An 18843-nucleotide genomic window follows, 5' to 3' on the forward strand; every position below is an offset into this window, starting at 1 on the left:
AAGCCAAATGGATAACCCCGGCCCGCTCACCGCTATTTACAATTAAGCGGGCAACGGGCATGCAATCGCAGGTGATTATGATTAGCATGATAATACTCCCCTGAATAAACACCGCTGAGACCAACATGCGTTCTTGTTCCGACGGCCTCCCCGTCCCGCAACGCTATGGGGCGATCCTCGCCATCGCCCTCGGCATTACCGTATCGGTGCTCGACGGCGCGATAGCCAACGTGGCGCTGCCCACCATCGCGCGCGATCTTAACGCCAGCCCGGCCAGCTCCATTTGGGTGGTCAACGCCTATCAGTTGGCGATCACCGTCTCTCTGCTGTCGCTGGCCTCGCTCGGCGATCTGGTCGGCTATCGCCGCATCTATCAGGCCGGGTTGCTGGTGTTCAGCATCACCTCGCTGTTTTGCGCCCTGTCCGACTCGCTGCTCACGCTGACCATCGCCCGCGTATTGCAAGGCTTTGGCGCCGCCGCCATTATGAGTGTCAACACCGCGCTGATCCGCATCATCTACCCGCAGCGTTTTCTCGGCCGCGGCATGGGCATCAACTCGCTGATCGTCGCCTGCTCCTCGGCGGCCGGGCCGACGGTGGCGGCCGCTATCCTGTCGGTCGCGTCCTGGCAGTGGCTGTTCGCCATCAACCTGCCGATCGGTATCGTCGCGCTGCTGCTGGGGATGAAATTCCTGCCGGCTAACGGCCAAAAAAGCGATAGCCGCCGTTTCGATCCTACCAGCGCGGTGCTGAACGCGCTGACCTTCGGCCTGCTGATCACCGCCATCAGCGGCTTCGCCCAGGGCCAGAGCCTGACGCTGATCTTCAGCGAGATTGCCGCGCTGCTGGCGATTGGCGCGGTGTTCGTGCGCCGCCAGCTGCGCCAGGAATTTCCGTTGCTGCCGGTCGATCTGCTGCGCATCCCGATCTTCGCCCTGTCGATGGGCACCTCAATCTGCTCGTTCGCCGCGCAAATGCTGGCGATGGTGTCGCTGCCGTTCTTCCTGCAAAGCGCGTTGGGCCGCGACGAAGTGGCGACCGGGCTGCTGCTGACGCCGTGGCCGCTGGCGATCGTGGTGATGGCGCCGATCGCCGGCCGGCTGGTGGAGCGCGTGCACGCCGGCCTGCTGGGCTGCATTGGACTGGCGGTGTTCGCGGTCGGGCTGTTCTCGCTGGCGCTGCTGCCGGCGGCGCCGTCGAATATGGACATCATCTGGCGCATGGTGCTGTGCGGCGCCGGTTTCGGCCTGTTCCAGTCGCCCAACAACCACACCATCATCTCCGCCGCGCCGCGCAACCGCAGCGGCGGCGCCAGCGGCATGCTGGGCACCGCTCGCCTGCTGGGGCAAACCTCGGGAGCCGCGCTGGTGGCGCTGATGTTCAACCTGTTCCCGGCCTCCGGCACCCACGCTTCACTGATCCTGGCTGGGGTGTTCGCCACCCTGGCTGCGGCGGTCAGCAGCCTGCGCATCACTCAACCGACGACGCAAACGGCGCAGCCCAGCCGCGAGGTGAAATAGAGGGCATAGAAAGAGCCGCGCCCCAATCCGATGTGGCCTGCCTGAGCCGGGCCACGTCGAGCGCGATGCAGGCCTGGCGTCAGTCGCCGCTCCTCAAAGGGCTGCGGCCCTGTCGTAGACACGCTAAATAGGCGTCGTCATCCGGATACCAGCCAACAATGCGTTGGCCGTCGTTACCCACCCCCTCGAAGCCCTTCAGTAAGCCAGGGGCGAACATGCGCTTGATCAGATCTTCGGCCTGAGCGCTGTCGATGCGGCAATCGCAGCGCGTGTTTCCGTCAACCTGAACGAAGTTCTGCAACGAAGCGAGACACCGCGCATCGAGATCGCCATAGACATGGATAAACTCCCCCGTCTCTACCAGGGTGAGCGCGGTCAGATCTCCCCCCACCACGAACGCACCGTCGTTTCCTGAGCTGCAATAGGCATGGCGCATGCGGACATCATCACGCACGACCAGTCCGCCCCAGCAAATCAGCGTATCCGCCTGCAGCCGCCCCAGCACAACAATGCCGCCGTCCTCGCGCTGCGGCGATACCGCCAGGCATCCTTCCACGATCATATCGCCGTCCACGATCAGGTAATCGTAATCGTGGCTGTCGTGCTCGTCGGGGAAAAATGCCGGGAGGTGAAGATCGCCTGAATGCCAGCGAATAGCTGGCCGTTCATCATCGTCATCATGCCGGTTGAACAGTTCCGCAACCGCATCGGCGATACCGCCTGTCAATTCCGCCAGGCGCGCCGGTAGCTCATCACCGTTGAGCAAGGGAAGGTGGTTGATTTTCATAGGGCCTCAGGGACAAATGTCATTGCGCCAAAGCATATAACATGCGCTTCCAAAGCCAAACAGCCGGTCATCACTCAGCCAGGATGCGGCTTACCCTCTTTCATGGTCGTCTCGCTCCGCGGCGGTAAACGCACAGAGAGGCCGACAGGCGTTATTCGAAGGCGGGCTTTATGGACTCGGGGGGTTCTTGCACCGCGTTAACCCCCGTCGACGCTGAAAAAGCGGTTCAGGCATGCCATAAAAAAACCCCGGCAAGCCGGGGTTTTTCATTTCATTCAGCCGATTACTTCAGGTACTGGCCGGTACGCAGCGCTTCGATACGCTTGTCGAGCGGCGGGTGCGACATGAACAGCTCGCTGAACGACTTGGATTTACCGTTGATGCAGAACGCCATCATGCTGCCCGCTTCCTGCGGTTCATAGCTGGTTTTCAGACGCTGCAAGGCGGCGATCATCTTCTCGCGGCCCACCAGTTTGGCGGAGCCGGCGTCGGCATAGAACTCGCGGTGACGCGAGAACCACATGGTGATGATGCTCGCCAGGATGCCGAACACCAGTTCCAGCACCATCGACACGGCGAAGTAAATCATCGGGTTGCCGTTGCCTTCCCCTTCGCCATCACCGTCGCGGTTGCCGAGGAAACCGGCAGCGACCTGCGCAATGAGGCGCGAAATGAAGATCACGAAGGTGTTCACGATGCCCTGAATCAGGGTCATGGTCACCATATCGCCATTGGCGACGTGGCTGATTTCGTGCGCGATGACCGCTTCCGCTTCGTCACGGCTCATGCTCTGCAGCAGGCCAGTGCTGACGGCGACCAGCGAGGCGTCGCGGCGTGCGCCGGTGGCGAAGGCGTTGATGTCCGGCGCGTGGTAGATAGCGACCTGCGGCATGGCGATGCCCGCCTGCTGCGACTGACGGCGCACCGTTTCCAGCAGCCAGTTTTCGGTTTCGTTACGCGGCTGTTCAATCACTTCCCCGCCCACGGAGCGCAGCGCCATCCACTTGGACATCAGCAACGACACGAAAGCGCCGCCGAAGCCGAACAGACCGGCCATGATCATCAGGCCCTGAACGCTACTGGATTGGATTCCTGTCAGGCTGAGCACCAGCCCGAAAACCAACATCACCGCCAGGTTGGTGAGCAGGAACAGAGCTATACGCATCATAAAATGTTTACTTCCTCATAAATGTTAACAAAACACTGTCCAGATACCCTGGATCGTATGGGCATTCGTCACAGTTTCAAGAGTTGCGCGCCATTAACCTACTAAAAATACGAAACTTTACAAAAACGACGCGCGACCGGGATTTGGCAAATTGTAAACGATTGTTGCGCAAGGCGGAGGGATTTTGCAGAAAAATTTCTTTGCCCGCACGCCATGACAACGAGAACCGTTATCCTCACGCTTTATAGGTCAATATTCGCTCCGCACGTTTCATCATGCCCCGCCTGATTCAGCGGCGACGAAAGTTTGAATCCCGCGATTAATTGTTACATTATAACATCACAACTAATCGTAAAGGGATGTCAATCATGTTATCGCGTATCGTCTGGATGCTGGCGACGTGGCTGCTTTTCTGCCAGGTCGCGCACGCGGAAATTCACCTCACCGACGTTGAAGGTCGCCAGGTTACCCTGGCCGCCCCCGCACAGCGCGCCTATATCGGCTTTTACTACGAAGATTTTCTGGCGGTGAACGGCCCGGAGAGTTATCAACAGGTCGTCGCCTTCTCCAAAAGCGACTGGGCGTTGCGCGCCAGCCAATGGGCGCGCTATCAGGCGGCGCTGCCACGGCTCGCTCAGCTGGTCGATGTCGGTTCGCTCTATAACCAGAGCTTCGATTTTGAACGCCTGCTGACCACGCGACCAGACCTGCTGATCCTGGCGAAGTGGCAGCTCGACGGCTTCGCCAACTACCTGCCGGTGCTGCAACAGCTCAACATTCCTTACATCGTCGTCGACTTCAATCAGGGCGTTGAAGTCAAGCTCGCCAGCATCCGGTTAATGGGCCAGGCGATGGGCCACGCCGAGCGAGCGGAACGGCTGGCCGACGAATATCGCCAAAGCCTCGAGGATACCCGTCGGCGCATCCGCCAGGCGCAGCTGCCGCCGCCGGTCACCTACATTGAGCTGGGGGACAAGGGCCCCGGCGAGTACGGCAGCAGCTATGGCGCATCGATCTGGGGGCCGCTGCTGCAGCTGGCCGGCGCCGACAATATCGCCGCCGGCGTCGTCGGCAGCCCTTCCCCCTTGCGCGCCGACTATGTCCTGACCCAACGGCCCGAGGTGATTTTTCTCGCCGGTGGCGACTGGGAAAACATGCCGAACGCCGTGCCGATGGGCTACGGCACGCAGGCAGCCCCCCTCCAGACGCGCCTGACGCAATACGCCCGGCGGGCGGGATGGCCGCAGCTGCCGGCGGTAAAAAATCAGCGTCTTTATGCGCTGTACCATGGCGGCGCGCGCACGATATACGATTTTATCTTTGTCCAGTATCTGGCGAAAGCGCTCTATCCCGCCGCGTTTGCCGATGTTGATCCCGCGCGCAATCTGGCGCAGTTCTACCATCAATATTTGCCGATAGAGGCGGACGGCGTCTTCTTGCAACGCTGGCAAGGAGAATAACCGTGGCCCACACAGGACGTGCGTTTTTGCGACGGCGCAGGCTGCGCCGCGGGCTACTGACGCTGGCGCTGCTCGGCGCGCTGCTGGCGGCGACCGCCATCGATCTCACCGTCGGCGCCGCGCAACTTGGCCTCACGGATATCATGCGGATGCTTTGGCCCGGCTCTGCGCCTGGCAACGCACTGCATCAGGCGGTTTTCTGGTCGATTCGCTTGCCGATGACGCTCACCGCCCTGGTGGTCGGCGCCAGCCTGGCGCTGGCGGGCCTGCTGATGCAGACCGTGCTGGCCAATCCCCTCGCCAGCCCCTATACGCTGGGGATCTCTGCCGCGGCGGGGTTCGGCGCGGCGCTGGCGATCCTCACCGGCTTCAGCCTGGGCGGCGCGTTGGCGCTGGGCACGCCGCTGCTGGCTTCGCTGATGGCGTTGCTCGCCTGCGTGCCTGTCTATCTGCTGGGACAACGCCGCGGCATGACGCCGCAAATATTGGTGTTGAGCGGCATCGTGGTGCTGTTTTTCTTTCAGTCGCTGCAATCGCTGCTGCTGTTTCTGGCCTCGCCGGAAGCCATGCAGCAAATTGTCTTTTGGCTGTTTGGCAGCCTGCTCAAAGCCAATATGCACGGCGTGGCGATCACCGGCGTCGTGTTGCTGTGCGCACTGTTCGTCAGTCTGCGGCTCGCCTGGCGGCTGACGGCGCTGTCCGCCGGCGAAGAGCAGGCCCAGGGGCTGGGCATCAATGTCAGCGCCTTGCGCAAGCTGGCCTTTCTGCTGGCGACCTTGCTGACGGCCGCCTCGGTCTCGTTTGTCGGCACCATCGGGTTCGTCGGGCTGATCGCCCCGCATTTCGCCCGCTTTCTGGTGGGTGAGGATCAGCGCTACCTGATCTGCATTTCCGCCCTCTGCGGCAGCCTGCTGCTGCTGTGCGCCTCGATCGTCGCCAAGCTGGTGATGCCGAACGGCGTGGTGCCCATCGGCATCGTTATCGCCCTGATCGGCGTGCCGGTGCTGTTTTACTTCGTCACTCGACAGGTTAAACGCCCATGACTCAACTGACCCTCACCCGCGTCGGCGTCTCGCTGCATCGCCGCTCGCTGTTGACAGACGTTTCATTGAGCTGGCCGGAGGCGCAGCTCGGCGGCATCATCGGCCCCAACGGCGCCGGCAAATCGACGCTGCTCAAAGCGATTAACCGCATGGTGCCATCCAGCGGCGAGATCGCTTACCGCGAACGCCCTCTCGATCCGAAAACCAGCCGTATCGCCTATGTGCCGCAGCTTAATCGCTGCGATTCGGCATTGACCGCTTTTGACATGGTGCTGCTGGGCAAGGTACGGCAGTTGAGCTGGCGCGTCAGCGCCGCCCAGGCCGATGCGGTCGAACAGGCGCTGGCGGAATGCGGCATTTCCGCGCTCGCCGATCGCCCCTTCAACCGTCTCAGCGGCGGCCAGCGACAGTTGGTGATGCTGGCTCAGGCCTTCGTCTCTCAGCCGCAGATCATTTTGCTCGACGAACCCACCAGCGCACTGGATATCCACCACCAGCTGCGCGTGCTCAATCAGATCGCCGACTATGGCCGGCGCCACCGCTGCATCACGCTGCTGGTGATCCACGATCTGGGATTGGCGCTGCGCTATTGCCACTCACTCACGCTGCTCGCGCACGGACGCGTCGTTTGCCACGGCGATACCCATCAGATGATGGGACATCCGATGGTGTCTCGCGTATTTGGCGTCGGCATCGAAAACGGCGTCAGCCCGCAGGGCTACCCCTATCTGCTGCCGACACAGCTGTTACACGCACACGGAGAATCCCCATGTACACTCTGACCAAGGCGGACATGCTGGCGCAACTCGCCGGCTTGCAACAGGAAATTCACCAGCTACACCGCTCCGCCCGGCAAGATCGGCGCCATTTTTCCCTGCTGGAACGCCGCTTCAGCCGCCTGCAAGCCTTTAACGACGAACCACAGCTGCAGGCCTACCGTCGAAAACTGGAAAACGACCGTTTGATCACGGCGCAGATCGCCCAACTGCGGGCGACAGCCAACGCCGCGTTGTGCGACTACGAGAAACATCGCGTCTCGGCGCTGTGCCGGGAACCGGCGCAAACCAACGCCTACCTGAACAGTTTCGACCGCGCGCTGCAGTTGGAGATCGCGGCCGCCGACATTAAACCCGGCGAACGGGTGCTGCTGGTGGGCAGCGGCGCATTGCCCACCACGGCGCTGGCGCTGGTCGCCAGGCTCTCCGCCACCGTCATTTGCTACGATTGCGATCCGGCGGCCCAGCGTTTTGCCCGCCGGCTCACGCGCCACCTGGGGCTGGTGCAGCAGATGCCCTGCATCGACAAGCTGAACGGCCTGACGCGCAACGATATCGATCACATCATCATCGCCTCTTTGGTGGCGGACAAGCAGGGTTTGCTGAAGGCGCTGCGGCCTTTGCTGCCCCAGTGCGGCAAATTGCTGGTGCGCTATGGCAACGGCCTCAAGTCGATCTTCAACTGCCCTTACCACCACCAGGCCGCCGGCTCGCCCTGGCGCGTCAGCGGTAAACCGCTCGCCACCCCGCTGTACGATCTGTTGATTTTGGAGCCCCACCGCCATGAATAATGCCTTTCCCACCCTGATCCTCGGCGCCGGCCCGGCGGCGATCCAACTGGCTGCGGACATCAAGGCCGCGGCCAATGCGCGCATCGGCCTGTACAACCGCCCCAGCGAAAAAGGGCGCCGCCTGAAGCAACATCTGGCGCACACGCCCAGCCTGTGGCTGACGGGCGCCGGTAAGGCGCAGCACACCCAAGACGATGCGCAGGTGACGATTGATCGCTATTACGATGATCTGTCACTGGTCGGCGGCGACTGGCACCGACTGATCCTTGCCGTCCCCGCCGATCAATACCATGACGTGCTGCAACAGGTGCCATGGGCGGCGTTGCCCCAACTGCGCTCACTGATCCTGCTCTCTCCCTCCATCGGCTCCGGCCTGATGGCGCAAAGCCTGCTGCAGGACGCCGGGCAATCCCACGTCGAGGTCATCAGCCTGTCGAGCTACTACGCCGACACCAAGTACCAGAACGCCGAACAGCCTTACCGCGCCTACACCAAGGCGTTCAAGCAGCGGATTTATCTGGCCGGCGCAGGCGCAAGGTCAGACTGCGCCGAACTCGACTGGCTTTGCTCGCTGCTGGCGCGTCACGGCATTGACGCCCAACGCTGCAACAGCCTGCTCGCCGCCGAGCGCTTCAGCATCACCAATTATGTTCATCCTCCGCTGGCGCTGGCCGAAACCACGCTGCAGGCGATATTCCAGCCGCAGGCGCCGATCCAGTACCTGTATAAAACCCACCCCGAGGGCCCCATCTGTCCCGAGGCGATCGCCGACATGCTGGCGCTCTCGCAGGATTACCAGCAGTTGCTCAACCGGCTCGGCATCGAGGCCATTAACCTGCTGCGCTTTTTGAATGACGACAACTACCCGGTTCCGCCCCGTATGGTGAGCCGCCGCTGGATTGACCAATTCCCGCAGCTCACGCCGACGGAGCAATGCTATGCGCTGTTTACGCGTTATACCGCGCTGCTGGTCGACCCCTATTCCGAGCCGGACGCGCAGGGCCGCTACTATGATTTTTCCGCCGTCAGGGTCGCCCGCGTCTTCCAGGATGCCCAGGGGCGCTGGCGCCTGCCGCGCGTGCCGCAAGAGGACGTGCGCAAACTGCGCGTCCTGGTCTTGCTGGCGCAGCGGCTTGACGTCGAGATGCCCGCCGCCCAGCGTCTGTTGGCGCGCTTTCAGCAGGCGCTGCAGCGCTTCGTCACCCGGAACGGCGCCGAGCATTGCCATCGTTCGTTGCTGGACGATACCTGCGACGAGCAGGCGGACATCATTTACCGACAATGGCGGAGGCAAGCATGAATCAGGGTGCGTTACTGGCCATTTTTGCCTCGTTGATTTTCAGCGTCATGAACGCGCTGGTTAAAACCATCTCCGACGCTATTCCCACCGGTGAAATCGTGTTTTTTCGCAGCAGCATCGGCTGTCTGCTGGTTCTGCTGCTGATGTACCGCCACCGCATCGCCTTCAGCCGCGTAGACCGGCCGCTGCTGGTGTTGCGCGGCACCATGGGCGGGCTGTATCTCATTTGTTATTTTTACAGCATCGCCCATCTGACGCTGGCCGACGCCAGCATGCTGGCCTATCTGTCGCCGTTTTTCTCCATTTTGCTCTCCTTGCTGGTGCTGCGTGAACGGGTCAACGCCAATACCGCGTTTTGGCTGGCGATGGTCATCATCGGCGCCGTGCTGCTGGTGCGGCCGTGGCACTTCTCGGCCTATACCCTGGCGTCGCTGGTCGGCGTGATGAGCGCGGTGTTCGCCTCGATCGCCTATCTGTCGGTCAACAAACTCAGCAAGCGCCACCACAACTACGAGATCGTGTTCTACTTCCTGTTCATCGCAACGCTGATCTCGCTGCCGCTGATGTGGAACGCGTTCGTTTGGCCCAACGCCTATCAGTTCGCCATTCTGCTCGCCATCGCCCTGGTGTCGCTGTTGGGGCAGGTCGTCTTAACCCAGGCCTTCTCTTCCGATAACCTGATCGTGGTCTCGGTGGTGCGCTATATCGGCATCGTGTTCAACATCGCCTGGGGTTGGCTGTTCTGGCATGAGATCCCGCTGCTGCTGTCGCTGTTCGGCTGTCTGCTGGTGGTGGTTTCCTGCATTCAGCTCGGGCTGCGTCACCGCAAGAAACCGGCTTAAGCCGGGCTTGCCGCAACCATAAAAAAACGCACCCGAGGGTGCGTTTTTCACAGGCAAAGCCGTGGCCTTACTTAGCCGGCGTTGGCTGCTGAGCAGGCTGATCCTTTTCCAGATGAGCCAGGTCCAGCGCGATATGCACGGTTTCATCCAGGTACGGATCCGGCTCCTGGTAATCCTTCGGCAGATCGTCGAGCGATTTCAGCGGCTTCTTACCCGCGCGCTCCAGACGCTCGTTGATGCGTTTCAGACGGGTCGCATCGTCATCGTGGTTCTCTTTCTCGCGCACCGCCAGATTGAGGGACACGATATTGCGTTTATCCTTCAGCGCCTTGTAATGCGCGATATCCTGCGCGATGTACTGGAACTCCGGATTCTGCGCGATGCGCTGCTGGTGATCTTTCAGCAGTTCCGGCTCGAACGGCGTCATATCGCCGGTCTTGCTGTAGGTCGCCGCATTGATGCTGTCCCACGGCATGGCGTTGTCTTCAAACGCTTCGCCGGTTTCCGCCGGATCGACGCCGGTCGGCATCAGAATATCCGGCGTCACGCCCTTGCGCTGGGTGCTGCCGCCGTTGACGCGGTAGAACTTCTGAATGGTGTACTGCACCGAACCGAGCGCCGGCCACTCAGGGCGCAGCATCTGGTCGTAGATGCGGTTCAGCGAACGGTACTGCTGCACGGTGCCTTTACCGAAGGTCGGTTCGCCGACGATCAGCGCGCGGCCGTAATCCTGCATCGCCGCCGCGAAAATTTCGGAGGCGGAGGCGCTGAAGCGATCGACCAGCACCACCAGCGGACCTTTGTAGTAGGTCACGCCGTCGGTGTCGGCGTCTTCACGCACTTTGCCGTTGTTGTCGCGCACCTGCACCACCGGGCCGCTCGGAATGAACAGGCCGGACAGCGACACCGCTTCAGTCAGCGCGCCGCCGCCGTTGGTGCGCAGATCGATGATCACGCTCTTGACGTTCTGCTTGGCCATCTTCTGCAGCTGCACTTTCACGTCATCGGTCAAGCCGACGTAGAAGCCAGGGATGTCGAACACCGCCACCTTCTCTTTGCCGACGGTCTTGATGGTCATTTTCACCGCGCGGTCTTCCAGGCGGATGCGCTCGCGGGTCAAGGTGACCACGCGGGTTTTGGTGCCCTTGCCGGCCGGCAGGATCTCCAGGCGCACCTTGCTGCCCTTCGGCCCTTTGATCAGCGACACCACGTCGTCCAGACGCCAGCCGATCACGTCCACCATCGGTTTGCCGGCCTGGCCGACGCCGACGATGCGATCGCCTACGGTGATCGCCTTGCTCTTCGCCGCCGGGCCGCCCGGCACCATCGAGTTGATCAGGGTGTAGTCATCATCCATCTGCAGCACCGCGCCGATCCCTTCCAGCGACAGGCTCATCTCGGTGTTGAACTGCTCGGTATTGCGCGGAGACAGATAGTTGGTATGCGGATCGATTTCATGCGCAAAGGCATTCATCGCCAGCTGGAAGACGTCTTCGCTGTTGCTTTGCGTCAGGCGCTTGATGGCGAACTGATAGCGTTTGGTCAGCGTGTCGTGGATTTCTTTGTCGGTCTTGCCGGTCAACTTGAGGTTCAGCTCGTCATAGGTGACTTTCGCATCCCACAGGCTATCCAGCTCGGCCTTGTCTTTCGGCCACGGCGCTTTGCTGCGGTCGAGATCGATAGTGCCGTTGCCGGTGAAGTTCATCGGCTTGTCCAGCAACGACAACGCATAGGTATAACGCTCGAAACGGCGTTTCTGCGCCAGATTGAACAGCGCGTAGAAGGTGTCCAGCTTGCCGGTTTTCAGCTCTTCGCCAACCTGATTGCGTTTGCCGGCGAACTGCGCCACGTCGGAGGCCAGCAACACGTTATGGTTGTAGTCCAGCATGTTCAGGTAGCGATCGAAGATCTTGCCTGAAAATTCCGCATCGAGGGCGAACTGGCGGTAATGAGAGCGAGTGAAGCGCGAGGTAACGCGCTCACTCACCGTAGCGTGCTGGGGTTCCTGTTGCAGTTGGGGCAGTTGGCCGATGCGGATGTTGGCTGTTTCCGCGCCGTAACTGACACCCGCCCACAGCAGCCCTGCAATCGCTGTTAATCTGACGAATTTGTTCATGCCTGGGTTGGCCTCCGTATCAGAACTGCAAGTGTTCTGCGCGCACAATCATCGCCAGACCGGAAGAGAGCTGCACACGTACGCCATCTTTAGCGATTTCGAGTACGGTAGCATCCATCGCGCTCTTGCCTGCTCTGACTTTGATTTCCTGGCCAATTTGCAGTTTAGAGATATCCGTGACTGGCGCATAACGCGGCTGGCTTTCCTCTTTGGCTGCACGAGGTTGGCGAGCGGGCTGTGGGCGAGTTTGTGGGCGCGGCTTGCGGTTTTCCGGCGCGGCTCCGCCTTCGCGACGTGCAGCGGGCTTTTTACCGGCTGGACGCGGACGGCGCGGAGCGGCATCGGCGGATTCACCGGCGGCTTCACGTTTTTTGGCGTTTTGTTCGGCACGCTGTGCCTGAACGCGCGCTTTGGCTTCTTCAAGCTGCTGGCGAGCATGATCGACATGCTGCTGTTCCAGTTCACCGCACGGATTGCCGTCCAGATCGACGCGCTGCGCGCCGACTTTAACGCCGTACAGATAACGCCAGCTTGAGGTGTACAGGCGCAGGGCAGAACGCAATTGCGTTTTGCTGAGATTCTCTTCCCCCTGCACGCGCTCTACCAAATCCTGAAAAATACCGATTTTCAGCGGACGAGCTTCGCCTTCGGCGCTAAAGCAGAGCGGAAAACGCTCGGCAAGAAAAGCAATGACTTCTTTACTAGAGTTCAACTTAGGTTGATTTTCCATGAAATTTCCTGATTACAACGGTATTGCCAACAAGCCACAGGCATGAACAGGCGTCATTATAATGACGCCATCGGTAATTGCCACGTTAACCGTCGATCAACTTGCCGCCACAGTCACATATTTCGCACTGTCACACTGTTCCAGTTGCTCACAAAGCCCCGCCACCACTGCTTTCAGGCCCGCTTCGTCCTGTTCGTCGAAGCGTTGATAAACCGTGCTATCGATATCCAAAACGCCGATCGCTCGGCCGCCAACCGCCAGCGGCAGCACGATTTCCGCGTTGCTGGCCGCATCGCAGGCGATATGGCCCGGAAACGCATGCACGTCGCCGACGCGCTGCACGCGATTTTCCGCCACCGCCGTGCCGCACACGCCCTTGCCCACCGGAATGCGCACGCAGGCGATCTTGCCCTGGAACGGTCCCAGCACCAGTTGGTCGCCATCCATCAGATAGAAACCGACCCAGTTCACGTCATCCAGACGCTCGTTGAGCAACGCGCTGGCGTTGGACAGCGCCGCGATAAAGTTGGTTTCCCCGCCGAGCAACGCGCTCAGGTCACGTTTTAATTCCGCGTAGAATTGTTCTTTTGTCATGTGTTAACCATTGAAACAGTGAAGATGGCCAGAAGCCCAAAGCTTAGGCCCTATAAAATAAGCATTAAATGCGTATAGCCACAAGGTTAATCATCTGTTGCTTCACAAAACCCCGTCGCTCGGGGTATGTTTGCCGCTCAGAATCCCGGTTTACCTCGTTTTACCGTCCGGCGCCCGATCGCCGGTGACGCGGCCGGTTTATTTTTCAGCTACGCTGACAGTTCCGGCGGGCTCAAGGGCAGCTACTTGTCAAAAATGAAAATACACGCGATCACCGCCCCCCTTTCCAAAGCGCGCCACCAACGCTGCTGCGAGTGCGATCTGCTGTTCATGCTGCCGCCGCTCAGCGGCAATCAGGCCGCTTATTGCCCGCGCTGTAACGCCAAGGTGGTGCACGGCCGCGACTGGTCGATGACGCGTCTGACCGCCATGGCGATCACCATGCTGCTGCTGATGCCGTTCGCCTTCACCGAACCGCTGATCAGCATCCGCCTGCTCGGCACGCGCATCGACGCCAGTTTGCTGGAGGGCATCTGGCAGATGAGCCGCCAGGGCGATCCGCTCACCGCCAGCATGGTGGCGTTTTGCACCATCGGCGCCCCGCTGACGCTGGCGCTGTCGCTGCTGTACCTGCGCTTCGGCCACGCGCTCGGCATGAACCTGCGCCCGGTGCTGCTGATGCTGGAGCGGCTCAAAGAGTGGGTGATGCTGGACATTTATCTGATCGGCATGGCGGTGGCGGCGATCAAGGTGCAGGATTACGCCGACATCCAGGCGGGCAGCGCGCTGATCGCCTACCTGTCGCTCACGGTGCTCAGCATCCTGACGCTGATCCACGCTAACCTGGAGCAGCTGTGGGAGCGTTACTATCCGCAGGAACAGCCGGAAGGCCCGCCGGCGGCGCTGCATATTTGCCTGTCCTGCCACTATACCGGCTACCCTGACGCGCGCGGCCGCTGCCCGCGCTGCCATGTGCCAATGTGCCACCGCCAGCCCTACAGCCTGCAGAAAACCTGGGCGGCGCTGATCGCGGCGATGATCCTGCTGATACCGGCCAATCTGCTGCCGATTTCCATCATTTACGCCAACGGCGTGCGGATGGAAGACACCATCTTCTCCGGCGTGGTCTCACTGGCCACCTCCGGCAACGTACCGATCGCCGCCATCGTGTTCATCGCCAGCGTGCTGGTGCCTTTTACCAAGGTGATTGTGCTGATCACGCTGTTGCTGAGCATCCACTTCAAAACTTCGCACAGCCTGAAGACGCGCATTCGTCTGCTACGTCTGGTCACCTGGATCGGCCGCTGGTCGATGCTCGATCTGTTCGTTATCGCCTTGATGATGTCGCTGGTAAACCGCGACCAGCTGTTATCTTTTACTATGGGACCGGCCGCGTTTTACTTTGGCTCGGCGGTCATTTTGACTATTCTTGCCGTTGAGTGGCTCGATAGCCGATTGATTTGGGATGCACATGCAACAGGAAACGCCGACTACACCGACTGAAGCGCGGGTCAAGAACAAACGCCGCATTTCACCGTTCTGGTTACTGCCGTTCATCGCCCTGCTGATCGCCGGGTGGCTGGTCTATAACAATGTCCAGGAACGCGGCACCACCGTCACCATCGATTTCCAATCGGCGGCGGGCATCGTCGCCGGCCGCACGCCGGTGCGCTACCAGGGCGTTGAGGTCGGCACGGTGCAAAAAATCAGTCTGAGCAAAGATCTGCGCAGCATCGTGGTGGAGGCCAGTATCAAAAGCGATCTGGAAGACTCGCTGCGCGAAGGTACCCAGTTCTGGCTGGTGACGCCCAAGGCCTCGCTGGCCGGGGTATCCGGGCTCGATGCGCTGGTCGGCGGCAACTATATCGGCATGATGCCCGGCAGCGGCAAGGAGCAAACCCACTTCACCGCGCTCGATACCCAGCCGAAGTACCGCCTGAATACCGGCGAGCTGATGATTCACCTGCACGCCGACGATCTCGGCTCGCTCAACAGCGGCTCGCTGGTCTATTACCGTAAAATCCCGGTCGGCAAGGTGTATGACTACACCATCAGCGAAGGCAACAAGGGCGTGACCATCGACGTGCTGATCGACCGCCGCTTCGCCAACCTGGTGAAGAGCAACAGCCGCTTCTGGAACGTTTCCGGCTTCAAGGGCGATTTCAGCCTGTCCGGTGCCACGGTGCAGATGGAGAGCCTGGCGGCGCTGGTCAACGGTGCCATTGCCTTCGATTCTCCGGCCGATGGCCAGCAGGCCAAGGGCGATCAGAGCTATATCCTGTATCCTGATCTGGCCCACAGCCAGCGCGGCGTCAATATCCTGCTGGATCTGCCGAGCGGCAACAGCCTGAGCGAAAACCGCACGCCGCTGATGTACCAGGGGCTGCAGGTCGGCACCCTGACCAAGCTGACGTTGCAACAGGACAGCAAAGTGGTCGGTGAACTGACCATCGATCCTTCGGTGGTCGATCTGATGCGCAGCGGCACCCGCATCGTGATGCGCAGCCCGCGCATCAGCCTCAACGACGCCAAGCTTAGCCAGTTGCTGACCGGCACCACGCTGGAGCTGGTACCGGGCGAAGGCGAGCCGCAGCAGCGCTTCAACGTGCTGGACAGCAGCGAAACGCTGTTGCAACAGCCTGGCGTGCTGACCGTTACGCTGAATGCGCCGCAAAGCTACGGCATCGACGTCGGGCAGCCGCTGGTGGTGCACGGCGTGAAAGTCGGCCAAATCCTGAGCCGCACGCTGACCGCCGGCGGCGTGGTATTCACCGCCGCCATCGACGCGCAGTACCGCGGCCTGCTGCACAAAGACAGCAAATTCGTGGTCAACAGCCGCCTCGACGTCAAGCTGGGCATCGACGGCATGGAAGTGCTCGGTGCCAGCGCGCAGGAGTGGGTAGACGGCGGCGTGCGCATTATTCCCGGCAGCAAGGGGGAACCTGGCGGCCAATACCCGCTGTACGCCAACAGCGAAAAAGCCGAGGAAGGCATCGTCGGCAACGCCCCCGCCACCACCCTGACCCTCAGCGCCACCAGCCTGCCGGACGTGCAGGCCGGCTCGGTAGTGCTGTATCGCAAATTCCAGGTGGGCGAGATCGTCAACGTTCGGCCGAAGGCCAACGAGTTTGAGGTGGACGTCTACATCAGCCCGGAATACCGCAAGCTGCTGACGCGCGAAAGCATCTTCTGGGCCGAAGGCGGCGCCAAGGTGCAGCTCAACGGCAGCGGCCTGACGGTGCAGGCTTCGCCGCTCAACCGCGCGCTGAAAGGTGCCATCAGCTTCGATAATCTACAGGGCGTGACGCTGAACAAGGGCGCCAACCGCGTGCTGTACGCCAGCGAAACCGCCGCCCGCGCGGTGGGCAGCCAAATCACGCTGAAAACCTACGACGCCAGCAAGCTGTCGGCGGGTATGCCGCTGCGCTACCTCGGCATCGACGTCGGCCAGGTGGAGTCGCTGCAGCTGGCGCCGGAGCGCAACGAAGTGTTGGCCAAGGCGGTGCTGTATCCGGAATACGTGCAGACCTTCGCGCGCCTCGGCAGCCGCTTCTCGATCGTCTCGCCGGAGATCTCCGCCGCCGGCGTCAGCAACCTCGATACCCTGCTCCAGCCTTATATCAACGTGGAGCCGGGGCGCGGCCGCGAGCTGCGCACCTTCGAGCTGCAGCAGGCCAGCATCACCGACTCGCGCTATCTGGACGGCCTGAGCGTGGTGCTCGACGCCGCCGAAACCGGCTCGCTGCAGATCGGCACGCCGGTGCTGTTCCGCGGCGTGGAGGTCGGCACCATCACCGGTTTCTACCTTGGCGCCATGTCCGACCGGGTGCACGTCGCGCTGCGCATCAGCAAGAAGTATCAGCATCTGGTGCGCAACAACAGCGTGTTCTGGCTGGCGTCGGGTTACAACCTGCAGTTCGGCCTGACCGGCGGCGTGATCAAGAGCGGCACCTTCCAGCAGTTCATCCGCGGCGGTATCGCCTTCGCCACCCCGCCGACTATTCCGCTGGCGCCGAAAGCGACGCCGAACAAGCACTTCCTGCTGAATCCGGAAGAGCCGAAGGACTGGAAAACCTGGGGCACCGCCATTCCGCGCGATTAACTTTCGCGTTTCCCTCAGGGCCCGGCAATGCCGGGCCCTGTTTTTTTCCGCTTTGTGATAAACTCTCGCCCTTGTCTTTATTGCACCCTGAGAGTTCGCCCCGTGGCCAAATCCACCGCCGTTTTTCTGCCCCCCGCTTTCCTTGACGCCACCCGCGCCATCATGCCCGCCGAGCTGGCGATGGAAGATTTTATCGCCGCCTGTCAGCGCCCGCTGCGCCGCAGTCTGCGCGTCAACACGCTGAAAATCAGCGTCGCCGACTTCCTGGTGCTGGTGCAGGATTACGACTGGCGACTGGAGCCCATTCCCTGGTGCGCGGAAGGGTTCTGGATCGAACGCGACGATGAAGAGCTGCGATTAGGCAGCGCCGCCGAACACCTGAGCGGTCTGTTCTACATTCAGGAGGCCAGTTCGATGTTGCCGGTCAGCGCGCTGTTCGCCGGCGACGCGGCGCCGAATCGCGTGCTGGACGTGGCGGCGGCGCCGGGATCCAAAACCACCCAGATCGCCGCGTTGATGGGCAACCAGGGCGGCATCGTCGCCAACGAATACTCCGCCAGCCGGGTGAAAGTGCTGCACGCCAATATCAGCCGCTGCGGCGTGAAGAACACCGCGCTGACCCACTTCGACGGCCGGGTGTTCGGCGCCGCGCTGCCGGAGAGCTTCGACGCCATTCTGCTCGATGCCCCCTGCTCCGGCGAAGGCGTGGTACGCAAGGATCCGGACGCCATGAGCAACTGGTCGCCGGAAAGCGTGACCGAAATCGCCGCCACCCAACGCGAGCTGATCGACAGCGCGTTCCATGCGCTGGCGCCAGGCGGCGTGATGGTTTACTCCACCTGTACCCTCAATGCGCAGGAAAATCAGCAGGTGGTGCGTTGGTTGCTGGACACCTACGGCGACGCGGTCAGCGTCGAACCGCTGGGCAAGCTGTTTCCCGGCGCTGACAAGGCATTGACCGCCGAAGGTTTTCTGCACGTCTTCCCGCAGATTTACGACAGCGAAGGGTTTTTCGTCGCCCGTCTGCGCAAACAGCACGCCGTGGCACCGTTGCCGAAACCGACCTATAAAATCGGTAAGTTTCCGTTCAGCCCACTGTCCGGCAAAGAGGCGGCGCTGGTCGCCCAAGCCGCCGCCGCATCCGGCTTAACCTGGGGCGATGACAGCCGGCTGTGGGAGCGCGATAAGGAAATCTGGCTGTTCCCGGCCGAGCTGGAGCCGCTGTTCGGCAAGGTGCGCTTCTCGCGCATCGGTCTCAAGCTGGCGGAGCGTTTCCCGAAAGGTTTCCGTTGGCAGCACGAAGCGGCGATCGCCCTCGCGGGCGCCGGCGGCAAACAGCATTTCGAGCTGGACGCCGCGCTGGCCCAGGAGTGGTATCACGGCCGCGATCTCTACCCTGAGCAGCCACCGGCGGGCGACGAGTGCATCGTCACCTATCAGGGGCAACCTCTGGGCATCGCCAAACGCATTGGCAGCCGTATCAAGAATAACCTGCCGCGCGAGCTGGTGCGGGATGGCGCACTGGATTTCCACCTGTAAACAATACCGCGCCGGGGAATGAAACTCCCCGGCGATAAAATAACGCTAATAATATTCCCATCGCCGTTCGTTATT

At 61.4% G+C, this 18843-nt stretch carries 15 protein-coding genes; 10 read left to right on the top strand and 5 right to left on the bottom strand.

All coding sequences use genetic code 11. From position 1 onward, the window contains the following. Positions 1 to 125 precede the first annotated feature (125 nt). Entirely contained in the window at positions 126 to 1520 is a 1395-nt protein-coding gene (locus ACMGF9_RS13180; RefSeq protein ID WP_118892098.1) for an MFS transporter, read from the top strand. A 79-nt stretch (positions 1521 to 1599) separates the two neighbouring features. On the opposite strand, the gene ACMGF9_RS13185 is transcribed toward ACMGF9_RS13180, so the two are convergent. Together ACMGF9_RS13185 and htpX are read right to left on the bottom strand one after the other, a co-directional pair. After that, positions 1600 to 2307, bottom strand: coding sequence for a hypothetical protein (locus tag ACMGF9_RS13185; RefSeq protein WP_118892099.1), 708 nt, complete (start codon positions 2305 to 2307; stop codon positions 1600 to 1602). 283 nt (positions 2308 to 2590) lie between these two features. Then, on the bottom strand, positions 2591 to 3475 hold the full coding sequence (gene htpX, locus ACMGF9_RS13190) for a protease HtpX (protein WP_004931482.1): 885 nt from the start codon (positions 3473 to 3475) through the stop codon (positions 2591 to 2593). A gap of 368 nt (positions 3476 to 3843) precedes the next feature. Here htpX and ACMGF9_RS13195 point away from each other — a divergent pair, with 368 nt between their 5' ends. From ACMGF9_RS13195 to ACMGF9_RS13220, 6 genes are read left to right on the top strand one after another with little or no spacing between them, the layout of a single operon-like run. Beyond that, a complete protein-coding gene (locus ACMGF9_RS13195; protein WP_118892100.1) occupies positions 3844 to 4935 on the top strand; it encodes an ABC transporter substrate-binding protein in 1092 nt (363 codons plus the stop codon). A 2-nt stretch (positions 4936 to 4937) separates the two neighbouring features. Next, on the top strand, positions 4938 to 5978 hold the full coding sequence (locus ACMGF9_RS13200; protein ID WP_046898534.1) for a FecCD family ABC transporter permease: 1041 nt from the start codon (positions 4938 to 4940) through the stop codon (positions 5976 to 5978). Then, the gene (locus tag ACMGF9_RS13205; protein ID WP_015377673.1) at positions 5975 to 6760 is read left to right on the top strand and encodes an ABC transporter ATP-binding protein; all 786 of its coding nucleotides are present in this window, start codon (positions 5975 to 5977) and stop codon (positions 6758 to 6760) included. The genes ACMGF9_RS13200 and ACMGF9_RS13205 overlap by 4 nt, the downstream gene beginning before the upstream one ends. Beyond that, positions 6748 to 7545: a nicotianamine synthase family protein gene (locus ACMGF9_RS13210; RefSeq protein WP_004931490.1), complete on the top strand. Its 798-nt coding sequence runs from the start codon at positions 6748 to 6750 to the stop codon at positions 7543 to 7545. Before ACMGF9_RS13205 ends, ACMGF9_RS13210 begins: the two co-directional genes overlap by 13 nt. After that, positions 7538 to 8845 carry an opine metallophore biosynthesis dehydrogenase gene (locus ACMGF9_RS13215; RefSeq protein ID WP_118892101.1) on the top strand — a complete coding sequence of 436 codons (1308 nt, stop codon included), beginning with the start codon at positions 7538 to 7540 and terminating at the stop codon, positions 8843 to 8845. Before ACMGF9_RS13210 ends, ACMGF9_RS13215 begins: the two co-directional genes overlap by 8 nt. Beyond that, positions 8842 to 9687 carry a DMT family transporter gene (locus ACMGF9_RS13220; protein ID WP_004931494.1) on the top strand — a complete coding sequence of 282 codons (846 nt, stop codon included), beginning with the start codon at positions 8842 to 8844 and terminating at the stop codon, positions 9685 to 9687. Before ACMGF9_RS13215 ends, ACMGF9_RS13220 begins: the two co-directional genes overlap by 4 nt. Before the next feature lie 67 nt (positions 9688 to 9754). Here ACMGF9_RS13220 and prc read toward each other — a convergent pair whose 3' ends face one another. The 3 genes from prc to ACMGF9_RS13235 form a co-directional block, all read right to left on the bottom strand. Continuing rightward, positions 9755 to 11803 carry a carboxy terminal-processing peptidase gene (gene prc, locus ACMGF9_RS13225; RefSeq protein WP_021505504.1) on the bottom strand — a complete coding sequence of 683 codons (2049 nt, stop codon included), beginning with the start codon at positions 11801 to 11803 and terminating at the stop codon, positions 9755 to 9757. A 19-nt stretch (positions 11804 to 11822) separates the two neighbouring features. Then, complete coding sequence (proQ, locus tag ACMGF9_RS13230) at positions 11823 to 12533, bottom strand: RNA chaperone ProQ (RefSeq protein WP_004931497.1); 711 nt, start codon at positions 12531 to 12533, stop codon at positions 11823 to 11825. 96 nt (positions 12534 to 12629) lie between these two features. Then, entirely contained in the window at positions 12630 to 13127 is a 498-nt protein-coding gene (locus ACMGF9_RS13235) for a GAF domain-containing protein (RefSeq protein ID WP_015377669.1), read from the bottom strand. 255 nt (positions 13128 to 13382) lie between these two features. Here ACMGF9_RS13235 and yebS point away from each other — a divergent pair, with 255 nt between their 5' ends. The 3 genes from yebS to rsmF all read left to right on the top strand — a co-directional run bounded on the left by yebS (position 13383) and on the right by rsmF (position 18768). Continuing rightward, positions 13383 to 14630 (top strand): membrane integrity lipid transport subunit YebS, encoded by a 1248-nt coding sequence (gene yebS / locus ACMGF9_RS13240; RefSeq protein WP_031300492.1) that lies wholly within the window; start codon positions 13383 to 13385, stop codon positions 14628 to 14630. Further along, positions 14599 to 17229 carry a PqiB family protein gene (locus ACMGF9_RS13245; RefSeq protein ID WP_118892694.1) on the top strand — a complete coding sequence of 877 codons (2631 nt, stop codon included), beginning with the start codon at positions 14599 to 14601 and terminating at the stop codon, positions 17227 to 17229. Before yebS ends, ACMGF9_RS13245 begins: the two co-directional genes overlap by 32 nt. A 102-nt stretch (positions 17230 to 17331) precedes the next feature. Then, entirely contained in the window at positions 17332 to 18768 is a 1437-nt protein-coding gene (rsmF, locus tag ACMGF9_RS13250; protein ID WP_080497488.1) for a 16S rRNA (cytosine(1407)-C(5))-methyltransferase RsmF, read from the top strand. Positions 18769 to 18843 lie beyond the last annotated feature (75 nt).

It is taken from the genome of Serratia sp. BNK-23, from assembly GCF_047456145.1.
GTDB classification, from domain to species: domain Bacteria; phylum Pseudomonadota; class Gammaproteobacteria; order Enterobacterales; family Enterobacteriaceae; genus Serratia; species Serratia nematodiphila.

Coding starts and splice junctions, on each gene's coding strand:
- ACMGF9_RS13180 (WP_118892098.1), top strand. CDS start 126: ATGCGTTCTTGTTCCGACGGCCTCCCCGTCCCGCAACGCTATGGGGCG.
- ACMGF9_RS13185 (WP_118892099.1), bottom strand. CDS start 2,307: ATGAAAATCAACCACCTTCCCTTGCTCAACGGTGATGAGCTACCGGCG.
- htpX (WP_004931482.1), bottom strand. CDS start 3,475: ATGATGCGTATAGCTCTGTTCCTGCTCACCAACCTGGCGGTGATGTTG.
- ACMGF9_RS13195 (WP_118892100.1), top strand. CDS start 3,844: ATGTTATCGCGTATCGTCTGGATGCTGGCGACGTGGCTGCTTTTCTGC.
- ACMGF9_RS13205 (WP_015377673.1), top strand. CDS start 5,975: ATGACTCAACTGACCCTCACCCGCGTCGGCGTCTCGCTGCATCGCCGC.
- ACMGF9_RS13210 (WP_004931490.1), top strand. CDS start 6,748: ATGTACACTCTGACCAAGGCGGACATGCTGGCGCAACTCGCCGGCTTG.
- ACMGF9_RS13215 (WP_118892101.1), top strand. CDS start 7,538: ATGAATAATGCCTTTCCCACCCTGATCCTCGGCGCCGGCCCGGCGGCG.
- ACMGF9_RS13220 (WP_004931494.1), top strand. CDS start 8,842: ATGAATCAGGGTGCGTTACTGGCCATTTTTGCCTCGTTGATTTTCAGC.
- prc (WP_021505504.1), bottom strand. CDS start 11,803: ATGAACAAATTCGTCAGATTAACAGCGATTGCAGGGCTGCTGTGGGCG.
- proQ (WP_004931497.1), bottom strand. CDS start 12,533: ATGGAAAATCAACCTAAGTTGAACTCTAGTAAAGAAGTCATTGCTTTT.
- ACMGF9_RS13235 (WP_015377669.1), bottom strand. CDS start 13,127: ATGACAAAAGAACAATTCTACGCGGAATTAAAACGTGACCTGAGCGCG.
- yebS (WP_031300492.1), top strand. CDS start 13,383: ATGAAAATACACGCGATCACCGCCCCCCTTTCCAAAGCGCGCCACCAA.
- ACMGF9_RS13245 (WP_118892694.1), top strand. CDS start 14,599: ATGCAACAGGAAACGCCGACTACACCGACTGAAGCGCGGGTCAAGAAC.